The organism is Nonomuraea sp. NPDC050691 (assembly GCF_040654455.1).
Taxonomy (GTDB): domain Bacteria; phylum Actinomycetota; class Actinomycetes; order Streptosporangiales; family Streptosporangiaceae; genus Nonomuraea.
On record NZ_JBFAIA010000158.1, the window covers coordinates 1 to 18,657 of the forward strand.

Genomic DNA, 18,657 nt, shown 5'->3' on the forward strand with positions numbered 1-18,657 from the left:
CGGGGTGGCGGCCGTGGGCCCGGCCCACGGCGCGGCGCAGCGCTGCGCGGCGGGGGTGAGGCCGGCGGTGATGACGGCCTGCTGCCCGGCGGTGCTGACGACGTCGACGCACGGGTCGTGGCCGAAGGCCGCCTTCACGGTCGAGGCCAGCCGGTCGACCAGCCAGCTCTCGCGGTAGTAGTTGTACATGGAGAAGGCGCCGCCCGGTTTGAGGTGGTCGCGGGCCGCCCGCATGGCCTCCTCGGTGAACAGGTAGCTCTCCAGGCGCAGCGAGCTGGCCCCCGACACGAGCGTGAGCGAGTCGGGCAGCGCGAACAGGATCAGGTCGTACCTGGCCGAGGTGCGCTCCAGGAAGGCGCGGCCGTCGGTGATGTGCGTGGTCACCCGCGGGTCGTCGTAGGGGTGGTCGGGGTGCTTGGAGCCGCCCAGCTCGCGCAGCTTGGGGTCGATCTCGACGGCGTCGACCCGGGAGACGCCCTTGGACAGGGCGATGGCGACGTCGGTGCCGCTGCCCGCGCCGACGATGAGCACGTCGCGGGGCGGCGTGGCGGCCCGCTCGTACGGCAGGCCGTACTGGCGCTCCCACTGGAGCCGGGCGGCGGCGGGCACGGCCTGCTGGTGCGGGATGCCGTTGACGGCGATGTCGGTCACCGGCACGCCGAGCTGGTCGAACTGCCGGTAGGTGACCTTGTAGTACGGCGACCACAGCGCGCCGGCGGTCAAGGTCTCGGCCAGGAGCAGCGCGACGACGGCGAGGGACGGCACGGTGACGAGCCCGAGGTAGGACCCGAGGGGGCGCGGTGTGAGCAGCACCCCGTAGGCGATCGCCGCGACGGCGCCCCAGAAGACGGGCGGCGCGCTGAGGAAGGACAGCGCGGTGAAGGCGGCGATGCCGGCGAGGCTGCCGATGAGGTCGTAGCGGTAGGCCTCCAGGCGCGGCAACTCGGGGAAGCACCGGCCGACCAGCTCGGCGGGCCCCATGAGGACGAGCGCCGCCGCGCAGAAGATCACCGGCAGGATGAGCCAGGCGGGCGGCCCCTTGGTGGCCAGGCTCGTCCAGTACAGGACGCCCTCGGTCTCGCGGTCGACGGTGACCGGGAACATGATGACCAGGACGACCAGCCCGAACAGCACGACGGGCGAGTAGTAGGGCTGGCCCTTGGCCCGGCCCACGCGCAGGAAGCCGAGGCCGATGCCGAGGAACGAGCCGAGCAGCACGAAGTTCGTGAAGTAGCTCAGGTGGACGATGTTCGAGCCGGTCCAGCGGATCAGGGCCAGCTCCAGGAAGAGCATGAACGCGCTGGCGAGCACGAGTCTCGGCCGCACCGCCAGCCAATGGTCACGGGTGCGCGCCTGGGGGGCCTGGAGCGTCATGCCGCCTCACCGTAGTGAACGGATCGGCCCGGCGGAAGCCCGCAGCGGCCGCTTCGCCCGGTTGGTGATGTTTCAGCAGGTCAGCCGTTCGCGAACCGCTGGACGCGCCCCCGCGGATGCAGGAATGTGGGGGCGTCCGTTCCTTCGATCCCCCGGGTGGTGACCCCATGCGCGTGCTCATCCAGCTCCGCCCCTCCCCCGACGTCGTCGAGGCCGTCGTCGATCCCGGCCGGAGCGCCACCGTGGCCGACGTGGCCGACGGCCTGCCGGGCGTCGCGCTCGACCCCGCGTACGCGCCGGTGGCGCTGCCGCGCCCGGTGCCGCGGCCCGGCGGCGACCCGCTGTCGCTCAACCAGCCGCTCGGCTTCTCGTTGGCCGCCGAGGACGCCTCGGTGCTGGTGCGCGGCGTCATCGCCGACGACGAGCTGACCACCCGCGTCGCGATGCTGTCCTCGCTGCGGCCCGACGTCACCGGCGTCTTCGCCGACCCGGTCATCCACACCACGTTGACCTGCGGCGGCGACCCGCCCGTCGGCACCTGGCACGACGTGGAGCGGCTGCTCGGCGCCGACGCGCTGCGCGCCGAGGGGCTCGACGGGGCCGGCGTGGCGCTGGCCGTGCTCGACACCGGGATCAACCTCGCCCACACCAGGCGGCAGCTCGGCAGGGACGTCATCCTCGACGCGGCGCGGAGCTGGGTGCCGGCCGGCGTCGACGGGCGGCCGGGCGAGTTCGAGGTGGACCACGGCACGATGTGCGCCTTCGACACGCTCATCGGCGCCCCCGGAGCCACGCTGGTGGACGTGCCGGTGCTGCTGTCGCGCCGCCCCGGCGGCTCGGCGCTCGACGGGCTGCTGTCGGACGCGGTGGCCGCGTTCGCGCACCTGCGCGGGGTGCTGGAGGCGCAGCCCGCCGAGACGCGGGCCCTGGTGGTCTCCAACTCGTGGGGGTCGTTCTCCCCCGAGTGGGACTTCCCGGTCGGCCATCCGGGCAACTACTCCGACAACCCGGCCCACCCGTTCAACCTCATGGTCACCGCTCTGGACGAGGCGGGGGCCGACGTGCTGTTCGCGGCGGGCAACTGCGGCCGCCAGTGCCGCGACGGCCGTTGCCGCTACTCCGACCGGCCGATCGTGGGGGCCAACTCCCACGCCAAGGCGTTGTCCGTCGGCGGCGTCGACGTCGGCGGTGAGCGGGTCGGCTACTCCTCGCAGGGGCCGGGGCGGCTGACCGCCCGCAAGCCGGACGTGTGCGCCTACACGCACTTCTCCGGCTCGCGGGCGTTCGGGGAGGCCGAGCCCGACTCGGGCACCTCGGCCGCCACGCCGGTCGCCGCGGGGCTCGTCGCGGCGGTCCGCACCCGCTGGCCGTCCACCCGGCTGTCGCCGTCGCAGCTGCGGGCGCTGCTGCGCCGCACCGCCGACGACCGCAGCGAGGTGGGCTTCGACTTCGACTACGGGTACGGGGTCATCGACCCGGAGGGGATCCTGGCGGCGCTGCGGCGCCGGTCCGCCGCCTGACCTTCTCACCCCACCGGGGCCATGCCCGCGTGTTCAGGCGTTCTCGCGGCTGAACACGCGGGTGCCGACGGTGACACTGACCACGGCCAGCACGGCCGTCACCGCCACGCCCAGCCCCACCGTGACGGTGGCGTAGTGCCCGGCGAACAGGTCGCGCAGCGCCTCCAGCACGTACCGGAACGGGCTGAGGCGCGAGAGCGCGTCGAGCCAGGCCGGCGCCATCGACATCGGCAGGAACGACCCGGACAGCAGCACCAGGGGCATCACGATCGTGCTCATCACGGGCGCGAACAGGTTCTCGTCGATGGTGAGCGCCACCGCGTATGACAGCGAGGCGAGGCTCGCGCCCAGCACGACGACCAGCGCGAGCCCCGCCAGCAGGCCGGCGGCCGGCGCCCGCAGCCCGAACGCGTAACCGACGGCGACGAGCAGCACGGTCTGCACGACGAGCGTGACGACGTTGTTGAGCACCCGGCCGAGCAGCAGCGCCAGGCGGCTGGCCGGGGTGACGCGCAGCCGTTCCAGCACCCCGAAGCGCCGCTCGAAGACGACGCCGAACCCGGCCATGCCGGTGCTCATGAGCCCGAGCTGCACGATCAGGCCGGGCACGAGCGTCTCCCAGGTGCCGATCCTGGCGAACAGGGGTCCGAACAGGACGAGGAACACCAGCGGCTGGATCGCCCCGAAGACGACGCCGACCTTCTGCTGGAGCGTGACGGCGAGGTCGTGGCGGAACAGCAGCCACGTGTCGCGAGCCGCCGACCCGATCACGCGGGCACCTCCTCGCGCAGCGAGCGGCCGGTGATGTCGAGGAAGACGTCGTCGAGGGTGCGACCGCCGGTCTTCAGCTCGGCCGGGCTGCCCTCGGCGACGATCCGCCCGCCGTCGATGATCAGCAGCCGGTCGCAGAGCGCGTCGGCCTCGTCGAGGTAGTGCGTGGTGAGGAACACCGTCATCCCGTGGTCGGCGCGCAGCGCGCGGATGTGGTCCCAGAGGTGGGTCCTGCTCTGGGGGTCGAGCCCCGTGGTGGGCTCGTCGAGGAAGAGCAGCGGCGGCCGGTGCAGCAGCCCGAACGCCAGGTCGAAGCGGCGGCGCTGTCCACCCGACAGCGCTCCGCCGGGCAGGTGCTCCATGCCGGCGAGCTCCAGCCGGGCCAGCACCTCGGCGACGCGTCCGCGCGCCTCCTCCCTGCTCAGGCCGTGCAGCATGGCCTGCAGCTCCAGGTCACCCGCCGCCGGGGCGGCGAGGTTGACGCCGCCGGCCTGCGAGACGTACCCGATGCGCCGCCGCACGCCCGCCGGGTCGGTGAGCAGGTCGCGGCCCGCGACGGTCGCGGTGCCCGAGGTGGGGGCCAGGAGCGTGGTGAGCATGCGCATGGTCGTGGTCTTGCCGGCGCCGTTCGGGCCGAGGAAGCCCACGATCTGGCCGGCCTCGACCGTGATGTCCACGCCGGTGACGGCTTCGACGCCGCCCTTGAAGGTCTTCGACAGACCCTTGGTCTCGATCAAGTTCATCGCCTCCAAATTTAAAGTAGCTCCAAATTTGGTGTGACTGCAAGTTGGGTAGCATGGCGGTATGGAGGAAGGACTGCGCGAGCGCAAGAAGCGGGAGACCCGCCGGCGGATCTCCGACGTGGCGACGGGCCTGTTCCTGATGCGCGGCTTCGACGACGTCACGGTGGCGGAGGTGGCGCGCGCGGCCGACGTGTCGGTCAACACCGTCTTCAACTACTTCGGCACCAAGGAGGACCTCTTCCTCGACCGGCAGGGCGATCTGGAGGAGATCTACGAACGGGTCATCCGCGAGCGCAGGCCGGGAGAGAGCGTGGTGGACGCCTACCGGCGCGACTTCCTCGACGCGATGGACACCGGCGACTGGCGCTACGGCTTCAACGAGGGGGCCGAGGTGTGGGGGCGCGTGGTGGCCGAGAGCCCCACGCTGACGGCGCGGACGCGGGAGATCCAGCACCAGGTGATGGCGCGTGTGGCGGCCGTCATCGCGGACGAGACCGGCGCCGATCCCGACGACGTGCGGCCCGAGCTGGTGGCGGCGCAGATCCTCGACGCGACGCGGCTGCTGTCACGGCACGCGTTGCGCCGCCGGACGGCCGGAGAGAGCCCGCGCGAGACGCAGGCGTGGATGCGCGAGCAGGCCGCCGCGCTCTTCGACCTGCTGGAGTCGGGGATCGGCGGCTACGGCCGGCGCCCGCTAGTTGTTGCTGAAAACGGCGAGACCGCCGGCGACGAGGAAGATGACGACGTAGAGGGCGATCATCGCCGCCCATAGGCACGTGCTGACGATGCCGCAGATGCGACCGGCCTGCACCATGCCGCGGTTCTCGAAGTAGTAGCCGCTGCCGTCGATCTCGCTCAGCGCCTTGTTGCCCATCACCCAGGCGAACGGGCCGAGCAGGCCGCACACGACCAGGCTGAGGATGCCCAGCACGAGGATCGTCGTGCCGTTGGGGTGGGTCTGGGGCGGGGGCCCGTACGGGGAGGGCCCGTAGTTCGGATACGACATCTGCGCTCGCCCCTCATCGTCGCCTGACAGCCGGTTTTTTATACCACGAAGGCGACCGCCCAGGCATTTGACCTAGCGCTTGCTACGGCTACACTCGCGGCATGATGCAGGTCCTCAAGCCCTTCGCCCAGTGGATGGCCTCGACCGACTGGTTCCTCAAGGTCGGCCCCCGGTTCGTCCCCAAGCTGGACCGCGCCCTCTACCGGCTGACCCGCGGCAAGGTGATCAGCAGCGACCGCGTGGTGCCGTCGCTCGTGCTCATCACCACCGGCGCGAAGACGGGGCAGCCGCGCCACTCGCCGCTCGCCTGCCGGCCCGAGCCCGGCGGCGGCTTCCTCGTCGTCGGCAGCAACTTCGGCCGCGAGAAGCACCCGGCCTGGACCGGCAACCTGATGAAGACGCCCGAGGCCGCGGTCTCCTACAAGGGCCGCGAGATCCCCGTCACGGCCCGGCTGCTGACCGGCGAGGAGCGCGAGGAGGCCTGGCGCGGGCTGGTGGAGCAGTGGCCGCTCTACAACCGGTACGTGGAGACGTCGGGCGGCAGGGAGCTGAGGATCTTCCGCCTCACCCCGAGGTGATGATCCTCCATATGATCGTTTACGCGATGATGGTGGGGTACCAGCGAGATCCATAGGAGCCCCCACCCGTGCGCGAACGCGTTCACGCCGTCGTCACGAGCCGCCGCTTCCAGCAGCTCATCGTCGTCGTCATCCTGGTCAACGCCGCCGCCCTCGGCCTGGAGACGGTGCCTACGGTCGCGGCGCGGCACGGCGCGACGCTCAAGGCGATCGACCACGCCGCGCTCTACGTCTTCGTCGCCGAGCTGCTCGCCAAGGTCTACGCCGAGCGGGCCCGCTTCCTGCGCGACCCGTGGAACATCTTCGACGCGCTGATCGTCGCCGTCGCGCTGATCCCCTCGAGCGGCGGCCTGTCGGTGCTGCGGTCGCTGCGGATCCTGCGGGCGCTGCGCCTCGTGTCGGTGGTGCCCAGCCTCCGCCGCGTGGTGTCGGCGCTGCTGCGCGCCATGCCGGGGATGAGCTCCATCGTGGTGCTGCTCGCCCTGGTGCTGTACGTGGCGGGGGTGATGGCCACCAAGCTGTACGGCGGGGCCGCGCCCGAGCGCTTCGGCAGCCTGCCCACCTCGCTGTTCACGCTCTTCCAGACCATGACGGGCGACGACTGGGGCAACATCGCCCGGGACGTGATGACCCTGCACCCGTCAGCCTGGATCTTCTTCACCGCGTTCATCCTGGTCTCGACGTTCATCGTGCTCAACCTGTTCATGGCGGTGGTCGTGAGCGCGATGGACGACGAGGCGGCGTCCGAGCGCGCCGAGCCGCGCGGGCTCGGCGACGACTCGGCGGCCTCCACCCGCGCCATCCTGGACGAGCTGGCGGCGCTGCGCCGCGAGGTCGCCGCCCTGCGGCGCGACGGCGTCCTCGACGGGCCCCGCCAGGGGTGACGGCGCCCTCCGGCGCCCCTGCGAGGGCGCTCGGCTTCCAGGCGGCTCGGCTTCCAGAGGGCCCAGCGTCCAGGGGCTCAGCGGGAGTAGAACTCCACGACGAGCTGCTCGTCCACCGGCACCGCGATGTGCTCGCGCTGCGGCCGGTCCGTCAGTGTGAAGCGCAGCTCGGCGTGGTCGACGGACAGGTAGGGCGCGATCCGCTCGTCGGCGTGCACGCCCTCGGCCGCGGCCACGAAGGGCTGCATGCGCCGCGACCGCTCCCGGACCGAGACGACCTGGCCGGGCTTGACGAGGTAGCTGGGGATGTCCACCTTGCGGCCGTCCACGGCGATGTGGCCGTGCGTGACGTACTGGCGGGCCGCGTAGATGGACGGCGCGAGACCGGAGCGCAGCACGAGGGAGGCCAGGCGGCTCTCCAGCAGCGTGACCAGCTCGGCGCCGGACGCGCCGGGCTTGCGCACGGCCAGGTCCCAGTAGCGGCGCAGCTGCCGCTCGGACACGTCGTAGTACCAGCGCAGCTTCTGCTTCTCCAGCAGGCGCAGGCCGTAGTCGCCGGTGGTGCGGCGGTTGGTCTTACGGCCGTGCTCGCCCGGCGGGTAGGGGCGCTGCTCGAAGTAGCGGATGGCCTTCCTGGTCAGTGGCACGCCCGCGCGGCGGGACAGCCGCACCTTGGGACCGGTGTAGCGCACGTTCACCTCATGTGATTAGGTAATCCTTACTTAGGTAAGGCTAACCTAGTCTTCACGTTGATCTCAAGGAGCCGCCATGCCGCCCATCGCCGAACGCGTCCGCACGCTCGCCGCGACCTCCACCGTCGCCCGGGTGTCCCTCGACGGCGTCCCCTCCCCAGCGACCGGCGGCGTGGACGAGCGCGGCCGGCCCGTGCTGCTGGTGCGGGCCGGCGAGCCGCTGCACCGGCTGCGCGACGACGCCGTGGTGGCGGTCAACCTCACCGCCACACGCCGCCTGGGCGAGGCCGAGCATCCGCGCGGGCTGCTGGAGGTGCAGGGGTGGGCGCTGGCCGTGCCGGCGGAGGAGGCGCGGGCGGCGGCCGTCGCGGTCGCGGCACGCAGCGCGGACGAGGCGCTGTTCACGGCGCTGGAGCGGTACGGCGAGCCGTCCGCGCCGCGGCTCCTGCGGCTGGACGTGGCGCAGGTCGTGTACCTGACGGGGCAGGAGTCGGGCGTCCTGGACGCGGACGAGTACCTCGACGCCGCCGCCGACCCGCTCGCGGAGACGGCCGAGCGCGTCCTCGCCCATGTCAACGAGGCGCACCGGGCGCAGCTCGCGAACGGCGTCGCCACCCTGCTCGGCGAGCCCGCCCTCGCGGGCGGCCCCGCTCAGCGCGGTCATGGTGTGACCGGATGCGGGGCGGCGGCCGGCGCCCCGGCGGGCGCAGGGTGCGGCGAGGTGTGGCTGTGGGAGCTCGACAGGTACGGCGCGACGGTGCGCGTGGAGGAGGCGCTGGTCCGCTTCCCGTGGTCCGGGACGGTGCGCACCGGCCACGACCTCGAGCTCGCGCTGCGCGGGCTGATGTGCACCTGCTGAGCCGGCCGCGGCGGCCACCATCTTGATCACGATTGTCGCGGGATGGCCCATCCGCCTCCCGGCACTCACTATCATCGGCGGCTGTGACCGAGACCGAGCCGCGCAGACGTGTCCTGATGGCCGCCGGTGTGCTGACCGGCGTGGTGATGCTGAGCGCGGCGGCGATCCTCGGCCTCGGCGAGCTGGGCGGCGCCTCGCTGTCCCCGGTCAGCCTGCCCGACGGCGGCGCGCGGCCTCCGGCGCCGGTCACGGCCGGGGCCACGCGGGTGAGCACGGCCGGCGTCCCGGTGACGCGCCCCGCCCAGCACGGCCCCGAGCCCACGACCCTGTCGTCGCCCCGTGTCGTCCGCACGGCCCGGCCCACCGTCACCCGGCCGCCCCGCACCGCCCGCGTCACCCCCGCCCCCCGCCGGCACACCACGACCGCGTCGCCCGTGACGCCCGGCGAGGCGTCGGTCACCCCGGCGCGCTCCCGCAGGCCGGCCGTCGTCGCGCCGACGCCCGCGCCCACGCTGTCGGACGTCGTCGCGGACGCCCCCACCAACCCCGCCGGCCACACCCCGCCGGGCCACACGAGGCGCCCCGGCAACGGCAACGGCCACGCCGCGGACTGAGCACGGGCAGGCCGCACAGAACGGCCATGCCGTGGAGTCGACCACCCGGAGGGACCCGGGCGGGGTCAGGAGGGGTGGGCGAGGCTCTCGTCGACGGCCTCCGGTGACAGGACGCTGTCCAGCACCATCACCGCGCACCCGCTGATGCCCGCGCCCGCGCCCAGGCGGCTCGGCTCGATGCGCAGGCGGCGCGTGGCCAGGGCCGTCGAGCGGCGGTAGACGACCTCGCGGATGCTCGACACGAGCGGGCCGAACGCCTCGGCCACGTCTCCCCCGAGCACCACCACCGACGGGTTGAGGATGTTGACCGCGCCGGCCAGGACCTCGCCGATGCGCCGCCCCGCCTCGCGTACGGTGGCCATGGTCTCGGCGTCGCCGGCCCGCACGAGCGCCGTCACGTCGGCGATCGTCTTGACGTCCTTGCCGGCCGCGCGCAGCTCGCGCAGCAGCGCGGTGCCGCTGGCGACGGAGTCGACGCAGTCGACGTTGCCGCAGCGGCACAGGACGCCGCCGCCGTCGCGGACCGGGATGTGCCCGATCTCGCCGGCCGCGCCGAGCGCGCCGCGCAGGATCCCGCCGCCCGCGATGACGCCGGCGCCGATCCGTGTGGAGACCTTGACGAACATGAGGTCGTCGAGGTCGGGGTAGACGTCGCGGTGCTCGCCGATGGCCAGCGCGTTGACGTCGTTGTCGACGAGGACGGGCACCGGGAACCGCTCGCGGACGATCGGCGGGATGAGCACGCCGGTCCACGACGCCATCACCCGCACGCTCTCGGTGCGGCCCCGCGCGAACTCGACCGTGGCGGGCACGCCCATGCCGACGCCCTTGACGTCCTCGCGCGGGCGCTCGCCGAGCAGTTCGTCCCAGGTGTCGAGGAGCAGCGGCAGCACCACGTCGGGGCCCTGCTCGACGTCGATGGCGAAGTCGCGCCCGGCCAGCTCCCGGCCCGCGAGGTCGCACACGGCGACGCGGGTGCGGCTCGCGCCCAGCGCGGCCACCAGCACCACCCCGCCGGCGGCGTTGAACTCCAGCCGCACGGGCGGGCGTCCCCCGGTGGAGGGCGCGTCGGCCCGTTCCACGACGAGGCCGCGCTCGATCAGCTCGCCGACGCGCAGCTGGACCGCGGGACGCGACAGGCCGGTCACCCGGCCCAGGTCGGCCCGCGTGACCGCCTCACCGGAGCGGATGAGGCGCAGCACCTCGCCACTCGTGGCGAGGGTCGCGGCGGTACGTCGAGGCATCGGCTAAGTGAATCACAGGACATTAGGTAATGAAAAGTCGCGACTTTTTTATCTCACATGCCAAAACTCTGCTTGTCTGGGAACCGAACTCTGGCTAGTGTCCGTTCTGTCCTTCTTGATAGATCAACGGAGTCCTCGTCGTGTCCCCCCTGACCTCGTCACCCGGTGCCACCGCACCCGCCGTCCCCGAAACCGCGCACACCGCCGACCTCGTCGTCTTCGGCGGCACCGGCGACCTGTCCATGCGCAAGCTGCTGCCGGCGCTGTACCACGGCGACCGGGAGGGACGGCTCGCCCCCGGCACGCGGGTGATCGCGATGTCCCGCGGCGGCCTGACCGACGCCGACTTCCGCGGCAAGGTGGACGCCGAGGTACGCGACCGGATCCCCGGCGGCGATCCCGAGGTGTGGCGGCGTTTCCTGGACCGGTTGCACCACGTGTCGATCGACGTGGGCGGCCGCGCCTCCGACGGCGGCGCCGACCGGTCCGGCTGGGACGCCCTGTCAGCGCTGCTGGCCGGGCACGAGGACCGCGACCGGGTGTTCTACCTGGCCAGCCCGCCCCGCACGTTCGGCGCGTTCTGCCGCGAACTGGCCGCCGCGGGCCTGGTGACGCCCCGCTCCCGCGTGGTGCTGGAGAAGCCCCTCGGCCACGACCTGGTCAGCGCCCAACGCATCAACGACGAGGTCGGCGCCATCTTCGACGAGCGGCAGATCTTCCGCATCGACCACTACCTGGGCAAGGAGACCGTGCAGAACCTGCTCGTGCTCCGCTTCGCCAACGCCTTCCTGGAGCCGATCTGGAACTCGCTGTGGATCGACCACGTCCAGATCACCGCCGCCGAGACCGTCGGCACGCCCGGCCGGCGCGGCTACTACGACCACGCGGGCGCCCTGCGGGACATGGTGCAGAACCACCTGCTCCAGCTCCTCTGCCTGACCGCGATGGAGCCGCCGGCGCGCAACGACCGTGAGGCGATCCGCGACGAGAAGGTCAAGGTGCTGCAGGCGCTGCGGCCGATCACCGGCGGCGAGGTCGAGCGGTTCACCGTGCGCGGCCAGTACGTCGAGAGCGGCGACATGCCCGGCTACCTGGACGAGCCCGCCTCCACCCCGCCCACCGACGAGTCGCGCCGCGTGGAGACCTTCACCGCGATCCGCGCCGAGATCCGCAACTGGCGCTGGGCCGGGGTGCCGTTCTACCTGCGCACCGGCAAGCGGCTGCCGCGCCGCGTCTCGGAGATCGTCGTCCAGTTCAAGGACGTCCCCCACTCCATCTTCCCGGGCGGCACGCCCAACCGCCTCGTCCTGCGCCTCCAGCCCGAGGAGGGCATCAGGCTGCACATCATGGCCAAGGAGCCGGGCGCGGGCGAGGTCACGCTCAAGCCGGTGCCGCTGACCCTCAGCTTCGGCGAGACGTTCACCGCGCGGGTCCCGGAGGCGTACGAGCGGCTGCTCATGGACGTGCTGGCCGGCAACCCGACGCTGTTCATGCGCCGCGACGAGGTCGAGGCCGCCTGGCGGTGGATCGACCCCATCCTCGCCACCTGGGAGGCGTCGGACCAGCTGCCCGAGCCGTACCCGGCGGGCTCGGCCGGGCCCGCCGGCGCCCACGAGCTGCTCGCCCGCAGCGGCCGGGCCTGGCACGAGGACCTCTCATGACCGCCCGCGACCACCGCCCGACCGTGAAGCCGAACGCGACCGAGAACCCGAACGCGGCCGTGTGCCCGACGAAGGAGCGTCCATGAACCCCGTCATCCAGGAGATCACGGACCGGATCGCCGAGCGCAGCCGCGCCAGCCGGACCGTCTACCTCGACCGCGTCCGCCGCGCCGGCGAGGCCGCGCGCGCCAACGGCCCGGCCCGCGCCCACCTCGGCTGCGCCAACCTGGCCCACGGCTTCGCCGCCGCGCCGGCCGAGGACAAGCCCGCCCTCATGGGCGCCGCCAAGCCCGGCGTGGCCATCGTGACCAGCTACAACGACATGCTGTCCGCGCACCAGCCGTACGAGACGTACCCGCCGGAGCTGAAGGCGGCCGTGCGGCGGGCCGGCGGCGTGGCGCAGGTGGCGGGCGGCGTGCCGGCCATGTGCGACGGCATCACGCAGGGCCGTCCCGGCATGGAGCTGTCGCTCTACAGCCGCGACGTGATCGCCATGGCGACCGCGATCGCCCTGTCGCACGACATGTTCGACGCGACGCTGCTGCTGGGCGTCTGCGACAAGATCGTGCCGGGGCTGTTCATCGGCGCGCTGCACTTCGGGCACCTGCCGGCGATCTTCGTGCCGGCCGGCCCCATGACGTCCGGGCTGCCGAACAAGGTGAAGGCGCGCACCCGGCAGCTGTTCGCCGAGGGCAAGGTGGGCCGCGGCGAGCTGCTGGACGCCGAGGCCAAGTCGTACCACTCCCCCGGCACCTGCACCTTCTACGGCACCGCCAACTCCAACCAGGCGCTCATGGAGGTCATGGGCCTGCACCTGCCGGGCTCGACGTTCGTCAACCCGCACACCGAGCTGCGGCACGCGCTCACCGAGGCGGCCGGCCGCCGCGCCGTGGAGATCACCGCGCACGGCTCCGAGTACACGCCGCTCGGCGAGCTGGTCGACGAGAAGGCCATCGTGAACGCGTGCGTCGCGCTGCTGGCCACCGGCGGCTCGACCAACCACACGCTGCACCTCGTGGCCATGGCCGCCGCCGCCGGCATCGTCCTCACCTGGGACGACCTGGCGTGCCTGTCGAAGGTCGTGCCGTCGCTCACCCGCATCTACCCCAACGGCCAGGCGGACGTGAACCACTTCCGCGACGCCGGCGGCATGCAGGTGCTCATCGGCGACCTGCTCGACGCGGGCCTGCTGCACGAGGACGTGATGACGGTCGCCGGGCGCGGCCTCGGCCGCTACCGCTCGGCCCCGGCGCTGGAGGACGGCGCGCTGGTGTGGTCGGAGGTCACGGGCGGCAGCGCCGACCTCGACGTCCTGGCTCCCGTCTCCGCCCCGTTCTCCGCCGACGGCGGCATCCACATGGTCGACGGGAACCTCGGCCGGGCCGTGAGCAAGGTGTCGGCCGTCAAGGCGGAGCATCTGGTGATCGAGGCGCCGGCCAAGGTGTTCGACGACCAGCTCGACCTGCTGCGCGCGTTCGAGGCCGGCGAGCTCGACGGGCAGGACTTCGTCGCCGTCATCCGCTACCAGGGGCCGAGCGCCAACGGCATGCCGGAGCTGCACAAGCTCACCCCGCCGCTGGCCGTGCTGCTCGACCGGGGCCAGCGGGTGGCGATCGTGACCGACGGCCGCATGTCCGGCGCGTCCGGCAAGGTGCCCGCGGCCATCCACCTGTCGCCCGAGGCGGCCGACGGCGGCCCGATCGCGCTCGTCCGCGAGGGCGACGTGATCAGGCTGGACTCCGCGGCCGGGACGCTGGAGCTGCTGGTGCCGGCCGAGGAGCTGGCGCGGCGTACACCTGCCGGCCGCCAGCTCAGCGACGCGGAGTGGGTGGGCACGGGCCGTGAGCTGTTCGCGGCGTTCCGCCGCATGGCCGGGCACGCCGAGCAGGGCGCGGGCGTCTTCGGCGTCAGCGGCGCCGAGTCGCCGCACCACGGGCCGGGGCTCGGCTTCCCGGTGGAGGCCGGCGCCTCCCACCTGGAGACCGGCCTCGCCGACGCGGCCCGCGCCGGAGTCGCCGGGTGAGCGCTTTCGCCTACCCGTGGCTGGTCGCCGACGTCGGCGGCACCAACGCCAGGTTCGGCCTGGTGACGTCGCCGGGGGCGCGGCCGTCGCACGTCGCGGTCCTGGCCGGGGCCGAGCACCGCGGCCTGCCGGAGGCCGTGGCCGCCTACCTCGCCGACCACGCGGGCGGCGCGCGGCCCGGGGCCGCGTGCCTGGCCCTGGCCGGGCCCGTGGACGGCGACCGCTACGCGCTGACGAACCTGCCCTGGTCCGGCTCGGCCCGCGACCTCGGCGTGCCGGAGGTGGCGCTGCTCAACGACTTCGAGGCCCTGGCGGTGTCGCTGCCGCACCTGGAGGGCGACGACCTCGCGCCGCTGGGCGGCCCTCCCCCGGCGGACGGGGTGAAGGCGGTGCTCGGCCCCGGCACCGGGCTCGGCGTGGCCGGGCTGGTGCCGGTGGACGGCGGCTGGGTGCCGGTCCCGGGCGAGGGCGGGCACGTGACGCTGCCCGTCCAGGACGAGCGGGAGCTGGAGGTGCTGCGCGTGCTCAGGCGCGCGCACATGCCCGGCGTGCCGGGCGGCCAGGTGGTGGCCGAGCACGTCCTTTCGGGTCCGGGCCTGGTGCGGCTGTACCGGGCGCTGGCGGAGGTCAGGGGCGTCCCGCCGGTCGAGGACACGGCGTCGGCGATCGTCTCGCGGGCGGACGACCCGTTGTGCGCGGAGACGGTCGAGGTGTTCTGCGGGCTGCTGGGGTCGTTCGCGGGGAACGTCGCGCTGACGCTGGGCGCGCGGGGCGGGGTCTACCTGGGTGGCGGGGTGCTGCCGCGGATCGCGGACCGGGTCCGTACCGGGCCGTTCCGCGCGCGGTTCGCCACGAACCCGGACATGGCGGAGTACCTGTCGGCCATCGCGACATCGCTGATCGTCGCCCCGCAGCCCGCGTTGACCGGGGCCGCGGTGCGGGCGCGCGCCCACGGCCCCGCCGTCGCCCGCTGTTCCCCGCTCAGCGCCGTCCCGTCCCCGCCCGCCGTCCGTCCACTGCCTACAGCTCGCAGTTGGTCTCGACTTCGCCGTCGCAACGGTCGGTGTCGGCGCCGCCGTTGAGCGTGTCGGTGCCGACACTGCCGATCAGACGGTCATTGCCGCCGCGGCCGTTGAGCGTGTCGTCACCGAAACCGCCGAACAGGACGTCGGCGCCGGAACCGCCGTTGACGGTGTCGATGCCGTTGTCGCCGGAGAGCGTGCTCGGCAGTTTCGTGTTGTTGCGGATCGCGTCGATGCCGTCCCCCGCGAACACCTCGACGCGAGTGATCCCACCGGCCGGGCACTGCGCCGCGCCTCCCGCCTGTGTGCATCCGGAACCGGCCGCGACCGAGCCGAGCGTGTTGCTGACGGTCACCACGGTGCCCGCCGGATTGAGGGTGATCTCGATCCCGTCGTCCCCGGAGCTGCCGTTGACGAGGATCCTGCCGCTGTCGAGTTGCGCGGTGACGGTGGCCGCCGACGCCGGTCCGGCCAGCGCCACGGCGCCGGTGAACAGGACAGTGGCCAACCCCAGGGCCATACCCGCGTTTCTGGACATGCGACGACCCGTGTTGGTGCTGAACATTCGCTGGTTCTCCTCGATGATGTCTCTCCGAACCCCCTGGAACACTGTGCGGCAGCCATGTCCCCGGCTCATCGCAAAAAGGCGCACTGGCGAGGCGTACTAGTTCGTTGACTGGCGGGCTTCCTGTCCGCTCCGACGTCGCGAGGTGTGCTGTCCGAGCTCCAACGTCGGCGCCGTCGCCACTTACCGGTCCGCCGGCCTCGAGCAGTCGCCCGAGAGACGGGACCTCTACCGCGACCGGTAGGGGACCGGGTCGCCCAGCCGTGACGGCTCACGGTGGGTTTCCCCGCTCCGCCCGCACCCCTGACGGGCAGGAACTACGCGCCGTAGGTCAAGCCGCCGCACTTCCCGCCGTCCGTACCTGAGAGGTCAGGGCTTCTCGGGCGAGTTCGGCGACGGCGGCCGTCACGCGGTCGACCTCGTCCTCGGTGTTGTAGTAGTGCGGCGACAGGCGCAGGCACCAGTCGACGTCCTTGTCGCCGAAGTCGAACTGGGCGAACTCGCGGAGACTGAGCGCGGAGTTGACGCCGCGGGCGTCCATCGCCGCCTTGAACGGCTGCGCCTGCCAGCCCTCGATGGCGAACGTGACCAGGCCCCCCAACTGAGGGCCGCGGTCGAGCACACGAACCCCGGGGACGGCGCCAAGGCCCTCGCGCAGACGGGCCGCCAGGACCGGGGTACGGCGTGCGATGGCCTCCAGGCCGACCCGGCGGGCGTAGCGCGCGGCCTCGGCGCAGCCGAGCACGGCCGCGTAGGGGAACTCCCATTCCTCGAACCTGGCCGCGGTCTCGACCGGCTGATACTGGTCGGGGGCGACCCACCGGGAGCCGTGCATGTCGATGAACAGCGGCTCGTAGCCCGCCCGCAGCACCCGATCCGAGACGTACAGGAAGCCCGAGCCGCGCGGCCCGCGCAGGAACTTGCGGCAGGTCGCGGTGAGCAGGTCGCAGCCGATCTCGGCCACGTCGACGGGGTACTGGCCGACCGACTGGCAGGCGTCCACGAGATACAGCAGGTCGAGCTCGCGGCAGTGCGCGCCGATCTCGGCGACGGGCTGGACCAGTCCGGAGTTGGTGGGAATGTGCGTGGCGGCCACGAGCCGGGGCCGGTGCTCGCGCATCAGCGCGGCCATGGCCGCCACGTCCACCCCGCCCTCCGGCGCGTCGGGAGCGTGCACGATCTCCACGCCGAGGCGTTTGCGCAGGGACAGGAACGCGATCTGGTTGGAGATGAAGTCGTTGCGGGTGGTCAGGACGACGTCGCCGGGCTCGAACGGGATCGCCGACAGGGCGGTGGAGTAGGCGTGGGTGGCGCTGCCGGCGAAGGCGATGTTGTCCGGCCCGCAGTTGATCAGGGCGGCGAGCTCGGTGTAGAAGCCGCGGACCTGGTCGGCGCGGGCGGCCGCCGCTTCGTAGCCGCCGATGGCGGCCTCCAGCCTGAGGTGGTCGAGCATGACCTGCAGGACGGGGTCGGGCAGCAGGCCGCAGCCCGCGTTGTTGAAGTGCACGACCTGTTCGCAGCCCGGGGTGTCGGCGCGCAGCGCGAGAAGTGCTTCTCCGCTGATGTCGGTAGCGCTATTATCGGCTCTCATGTCCGACGGTAGCACTTCTGAAGCGCTTGTCGCCAACCTCCGAACTCTGCTCGCGGAGCTGGCGCCCGGCGACCGTGTGCCCAGCAGCCGGGAGCTGATCAACCGCTACCGGGTCGGCCCGGCCACGGTCTCCCGCGCGATCGCCACACTGGCCGCCGAGGGCGCCGTCGTCACCCGTCCCGGCAGCGGCACCTTCGTCGCCGCCCGCCCCACCGGCCCGGGCAGTGGCGCGCCGGACACGTCCTGGCAGGCGGTCGCGCTGGCCGGACGCGACGTGGACGCCGCGGCCGAGCCGTCCGCCCCGCTCCCCGGCGGGGGCATCTCCATGGCCGGCGGCTACCTGCACGCCTCGCTCCAGCCCGTCCGTGCGCTGGGGGCGGCCCTGGCGCGCGCGGCCCGCCGTCCCGACGCCTGGCACCGCGCCCCCGTGGAAGGGCTGGCGCCGCTGCGCGCGATCTTCGCCCGGCAGGCCGGCGGCGCGGTGAGCGCCGAGGACGTGCTGGTCACCGGGGGCGGTCAGGGCGCGCTGTCGATGCTGTTCCGGGCGATCGTCGCGCCCGGCGGCCCGGTGCTGATGGAGTCGCCCACCTACCCGGGCGCGCTGGCCGCGGCACGGGCGGCGGGCCTGCGCCCGCTGCCGGTCCCGATGGACGAGGCCGGCATCCGTCCCGACCTGCTGGCCGACGCCTTCGCCATGACCGGCGCCCGCCTGCTGTACTGCCAGCCCACCTTCCACAATCCCACCGGCGCGGTGCTCGCGCCCGAGCGGCGCGAGCAGGTCGTGGAAGTGGCGCGCGCCGCCGGCGCCTTCCTCGTCGAGGACGACTTCGCCCGCTTCCTCGGCCACGGCCAGGCGGTGCCGCGCCCGCTGGTCGCCGACGACCGCGACGGCACCGTCATCCACCTCACCTCGCTGACCAAGCCGGCCTCGCCCAGCCTGCGCATCGGCGCGGTGATCGCCCGCGGCCCGGTCACGCGGCGGCTGCGCGCGATGCGCTACGTCGATGACTTCTTCACCGCCCGGCCGCTGCAGGAGGCGGCCATCGAACTGGTCAGCGGCCCGGCCTGGGACCGGCACCTGCGCGCCCTGTCGGCGTCCTTGCGCGAACGAGCGGCCGCGCTGGCTGACGCTCTGGCCCGTCAGGTCCCGGACTGGCGGCGCACCCGCCACCCGGCCGGGGGCCTGCACCTGTGGATCCACCTGCCCCCCGGCCAGCACGACGCCGCCGTGGCTGACGCGGCACGCGCCCACGGCGTGGCGGTGGACCGCGGCAGCCGATTCTTCCCCGCCGAACCGCCCCCCACCTGCCTGCGGCTGAACTTCGCGGCCGCCGCCGACCTCGCAGAACTCGCCGAAGGCGCGCGACGCCTGAGTGTCGCCGTAGGCGAGGCGATGTCCTGAGCCTTTCGCGGACCGCCTTCGGGTACGGTCTCGGCGATCCGCGGTGTCCTGAGGGCATGACCGAACGCCCAGGCCCCGAGAGAACAGCCCGTCGCCCGGCCCTTCTCG

18 protein-coding genes are annotated in these 18,657 nt (G+C 73.2%); 10 read left to right on the forward strand and 8 right to left on the reverse strand.

What is annotated here, in order from left to right; translation table 11 throughout:
• Positions 1-1,374 (reverse strand): spermidine synthase (locus AB0H81_RS35385; RefSeq protein WP_358383717.1); only part of this gene is annotated, 1,374 nt, incomplete at its 3' end.
• Positions 1,375-1,541: 167 nt separating this feature from the next.
• Here AB0H81_RS35385 and AB0H81_RS35390 point away from each other — a divergent pair.
• Positions 1,542-2,894, forward strand: coding sequence for a S8 family serine peptidase (locus AB0H81_RS35390; RefSeq protein ID WP_358383720.1), 1,353 nt, complete (start codon positions 1,542-1,544; stop codon positions 2,892-2,894).
• A 33-nt stretch (positions 2,895-2,927) separates the two neighbouring features.
• On the opposite strand, the gene AB0H81_RS35395 is transcribed toward AB0H81_RS35390, so the two are convergent.
• Both AB0H81_RS35395 and AB0H81_RS35400 read right to left on the reverse strand, forming a co-directional pair.
• A complete protein-coding gene (locus AB0H81_RS35395) occupies positions 2,928-3,665 on the reverse strand; it encodes an ABC transporter permease (RefSeq protein ID WP_358383722.1) in 738 nt (245 codons plus the stop codon).
• Complete coding sequence (locus AB0H81_RS35400) at positions 3,662-4,408, reverse strand: ATP-binding cassette domain-containing protein (RefSeq protein ID WP_358383725.1); 747 nt, start codon at positions 4,406-4,408, stop codon at positions 3,662-3,664. Before AB0H81_RS35400 ends, AB0H81_RS35395 begins: the two co-directional genes overlap by 4 nt.
• Before the next feature lie 61 nt (positions 4,409-4,469).
• On the opposite strand from AB0H81_RS35400, the gene AB0H81_RS35405 reads away from it, so the two are divergent.
• Positions 4,470-5,180 (forward strand): TetR/AcrR family transcriptional regulator, encoded by a 711-nt coding sequence (locus tag AB0H81_RS35405; RefSeq protein WP_358383728.1) that lies wholly within the window; start codon positions 4,470-4,472, stop codon positions 5,178-5,180.
• Here the strand turns inward: AB0H81_RS35405 and AB0H81_RS35410 are convergent.
• Positions 5,103-5,414 (reverse strand): DUF4190 domain-containing protein, encoded by a 312-nt coding sequence (locus AB0H81_RS35410; RefSeq protein WP_358383731.1) that lies wholly within the window; start codon positions 5,412-5,414, stop codon positions 5,103-5,105. The two genes, AB0H81_RS35405 and AB0H81_RS35410, sit on opposite strands and share 78 nt — an antisense overlap.
• Before the next feature lie 101 nt (positions 5,415-5,515).
• On the opposite strand from AB0H81_RS35410, the gene AB0H81_RS35415 reads away from it, so the two are divergent.
• Both AB0H81_RS35415 and AB0H81_RS35420 read left to right on the forward strand, forming a co-directional pair.
• Positions 5,516-5,992, forward strand: coding sequence for a nitroreductase family deazaflavin-dependent oxidoreductase (locus AB0H81_RS35415; RefSeq protein WP_358383734.1), 477 nt, complete (start codon positions 5,516-5,518; stop codon positions 5,990-5,992).
• A 68-nt stretch (positions 5,993-6,060) separates the two neighbouring features.
• Complete coding sequence (locus AB0H81_RS35420) at positions 6,061-6,876, forward strand: ion transporter (RefSeq protein ID WP_358383737.1); 816 nt, start codon at positions 6,061-6,063, stop codon at positions 6,874-6,876.
• 77 nt (positions 6,877-6,953) lie between these two features.
• Here the strand turns inward: AB0H81_RS35420 and rpsD are convergent, their stop codons facing one another.
• Positions 6,954-7,568 (reverse strand): 30S ribosomal protein S4, encoded by a 615-nt coding sequence (rpsD, locus tag AB0H81_RS35425; protein WP_358383761.1) that lies wholly within the window; start codon positions 7,566-7,568, stop codon positions 6,954-6,956.
• Between the two features lie 76 nt (positions 7,569-7,644).
• Between rpsD and AB0H81_RS35430 the strand changes: the two genes are divergently transcribed.
• Complete coding sequence (locus tag AB0H81_RS35430) at positions 7,645-8,427, forward strand: DUF2470 domain-containing protein (protein ID WP_358383740.1); 783 nt, start codon at positions 7,645-7,647, stop codon at positions 8,425-8,427.
• An 83-nt stretch (positions 8,428-8,510) separates the two neighbouring features.
• Positions 8,511-9,041: a hypothetical protein gene (locus tag AB0H81_RS35435; protein ID WP_358383743.1), complete on the forward strand. Its 531-nt coding sequence runs from the start codon at positions 8,511-8,513 to the stop codon at positions 9,039-9,041.
• 65 nt (positions 9,042-9,106) lie between these two features.
• Here AB0H81_RS35435 and AB0H81_RS35440 read toward each other — a convergent pair whose 3' ends face one another.
• Positions 9,107-10,285: an ROK family transcriptional regulator gene (locus tag AB0H81_RS35440; protein ID WP_358383746.1), complete on the reverse strand. Its 1,179-nt coding sequence runs from the start codon at positions 10,283-10,285 to the stop codon at positions 9,107-9,109.
• A 149-nt stretch (positions 10,286-10,434) separates the two neighbouring features.
• Here AB0H81_RS35440 and zwf point away from each other — a divergent pair, with 149 nt between their 5' ends.
• From zwf to glk, 3 genes are all read left to right on the forward strand, one after another.
• A complete protein-coding gene (gene zwf / locus AB0H81_RS35445; RefSeq protein ID WP_358383763.1) occupies positions 10,435-11,946 on the forward strand; it encodes a glucose-6-phosphate dehydrogenase in 1,512 nt (503 codons plus the stop codon).
• Between the two features lie 82 nt (positions 11,947-12,028).
• Positions 12,029-13,969 (forward strand): phosphogluconate dehydratase, encoded by a 1,941-nt coding sequence (edd, locus tag AB0H81_RS35450; RefSeq protein WP_358383748.1) that lies wholly within the window; start codon positions 12,029-12,031, stop codon positions 13,967-13,969.
• Positions 13,966-15,051 carry a glucokinase gene (gene glk, locus AB0H81_RS35455; protein WP_358383751.1) on the forward strand — a complete coding sequence of 362 codons (1,086 nt, stop codon included), beginning with the start codon at positions 13,966-13,968 and terminating at the stop codon, positions 15,049-15,051. Before edd ends, glk begins: the two co-directional genes overlap by 4 nt.
• Here glk and AB0H81_RS35460 read toward each other — a convergent pair.
• The gene (locus AB0H81_RS35460) at positions 14,990-15,556 is read right to left on the reverse strand and encodes a hypothetical protein (protein ID WP_358383753.1); all 567 of its coding nucleotides are present in this window, start codon (positions 15,554-15,556) and stop codon (positions 14,990-14,992) included. The genes glk and AB0H81_RS35460 overlap by 62 nt on opposite strands.
• A gap of 331 nt (positions 15,557-15,887) precedes the next feature.
• Entirely contained in the window at positions 15,888-17,147 is a 1,260-nt protein-coding gene (locus AB0H81_RS35465; RefSeq protein WP_358383756.1) for an aminotransferase class V-fold PLP-dependent enzyme, read from the reverse strand.
• Between AB0H81_RS35465 and AB0H81_RS35470 the strand changes: the two genes are divergently transcribed.
• Positions 17,146-18,549, forward strand: coding sequence for a PLP-dependent aminotransferase family protein (locus AB0H81_RS35470; protein WP_358383759.1), 1,404 nt, complete (start codon positions 17,146-17,148; stop codon positions 18,547-18,549). The two genes, AB0H81_RS35465 and AB0H81_RS35470, sit on opposite strands and share 2 nt — an antisense overlap.
• Positions 18,550-18,657: the final 108 nt, after the last annotated feature.

What these genes read in the sequence shown, in the direction of transcription:
- AB0H81_RS35405 (WP_358383728.1), top strand. Translation starts at nt 4,470, where the DNA reads ATGGAGGAAGGACTGCGCGAGCGCAAGAAGCGGGAGACCCGCCGGCGG.
- AB0H81_RS35400 (WP_358383725.1), bottom strand. Translation starts at nt 4,408, where the DNA reads ATGAACTTGATCGAGACCAAGGGTCTGTCGAAGACCTTCAAGGGCGGC.
- AB0H81_RS35390 (WP_358383720.1), top strand. Translation starts at nt 1,542, where the DNA reads ATGCGCGTGCTCATCCAGCTCCGCCCCTCCCCCGACGTCGTCGAGGCC.
- AB0H81_RS35410 (WP_358383731.1), bottom strand. Translation starts at nt 5,414, where the DNA reads ATGTCGTATCCGAACTACGGGCCCTCCCCGTACGGGCCCCCGCCCCAG.
- AB0H81_RS35465 (WP_358383756.1), bottom strand. Translation starts at nt 17,147, where the DNA reads ATGAGAGCCGATAATAGCGCTACCGACATCAGCGGAGAAGCACTTCTC.
- AB0H81_RS35470 (WP_358383759.1), top strand. Translation starts at nt 17,146, where the DNA reads ATGTCCGACGGTAGCACTTCTGAAGCGCTTGTCGCCAACCTCCGAACT.
- edd (WP_358383748.1), top strand. Translation starts at nt 12,029, where the DNA reads ATGAACCCCGTCATCCAGGAGATCACGGACCGGATCGCCGAGCGCAGC.
- AB0H81_RS35415 (WP_358383734.1), top strand. Translation starts at nt 5,516, where the DNA reads ATGATGCAGGTCCTCAAGCCCTTCGCCCAGTGGATGGCCTCGACCGAC.
- AB0H81_RS35440 (WP_358383746.1), bottom strand. Translation starts at nt 10,285, where the DNA reads ATGCCTCGACGTACCGCCGCGACCCTCGCCACGAGTGGCGAGGTGCTG.
- AB0H81_RS35460 (WP_358383753.1), bottom strand. Translation starts at nt 15,556, where the DNA reads ATGTTCAGCACCAACACGGGTCGTCGCATGTCCAGAAACGCGGGTATG.
- AB0H81_RS35430 (WP_358383740.1), top strand. Translation starts at nt 7,645, where the DNA reads ATGCCGCCCATCGCCGAACGCGTCCGCACGCTCGCCGCGACCTCCACC.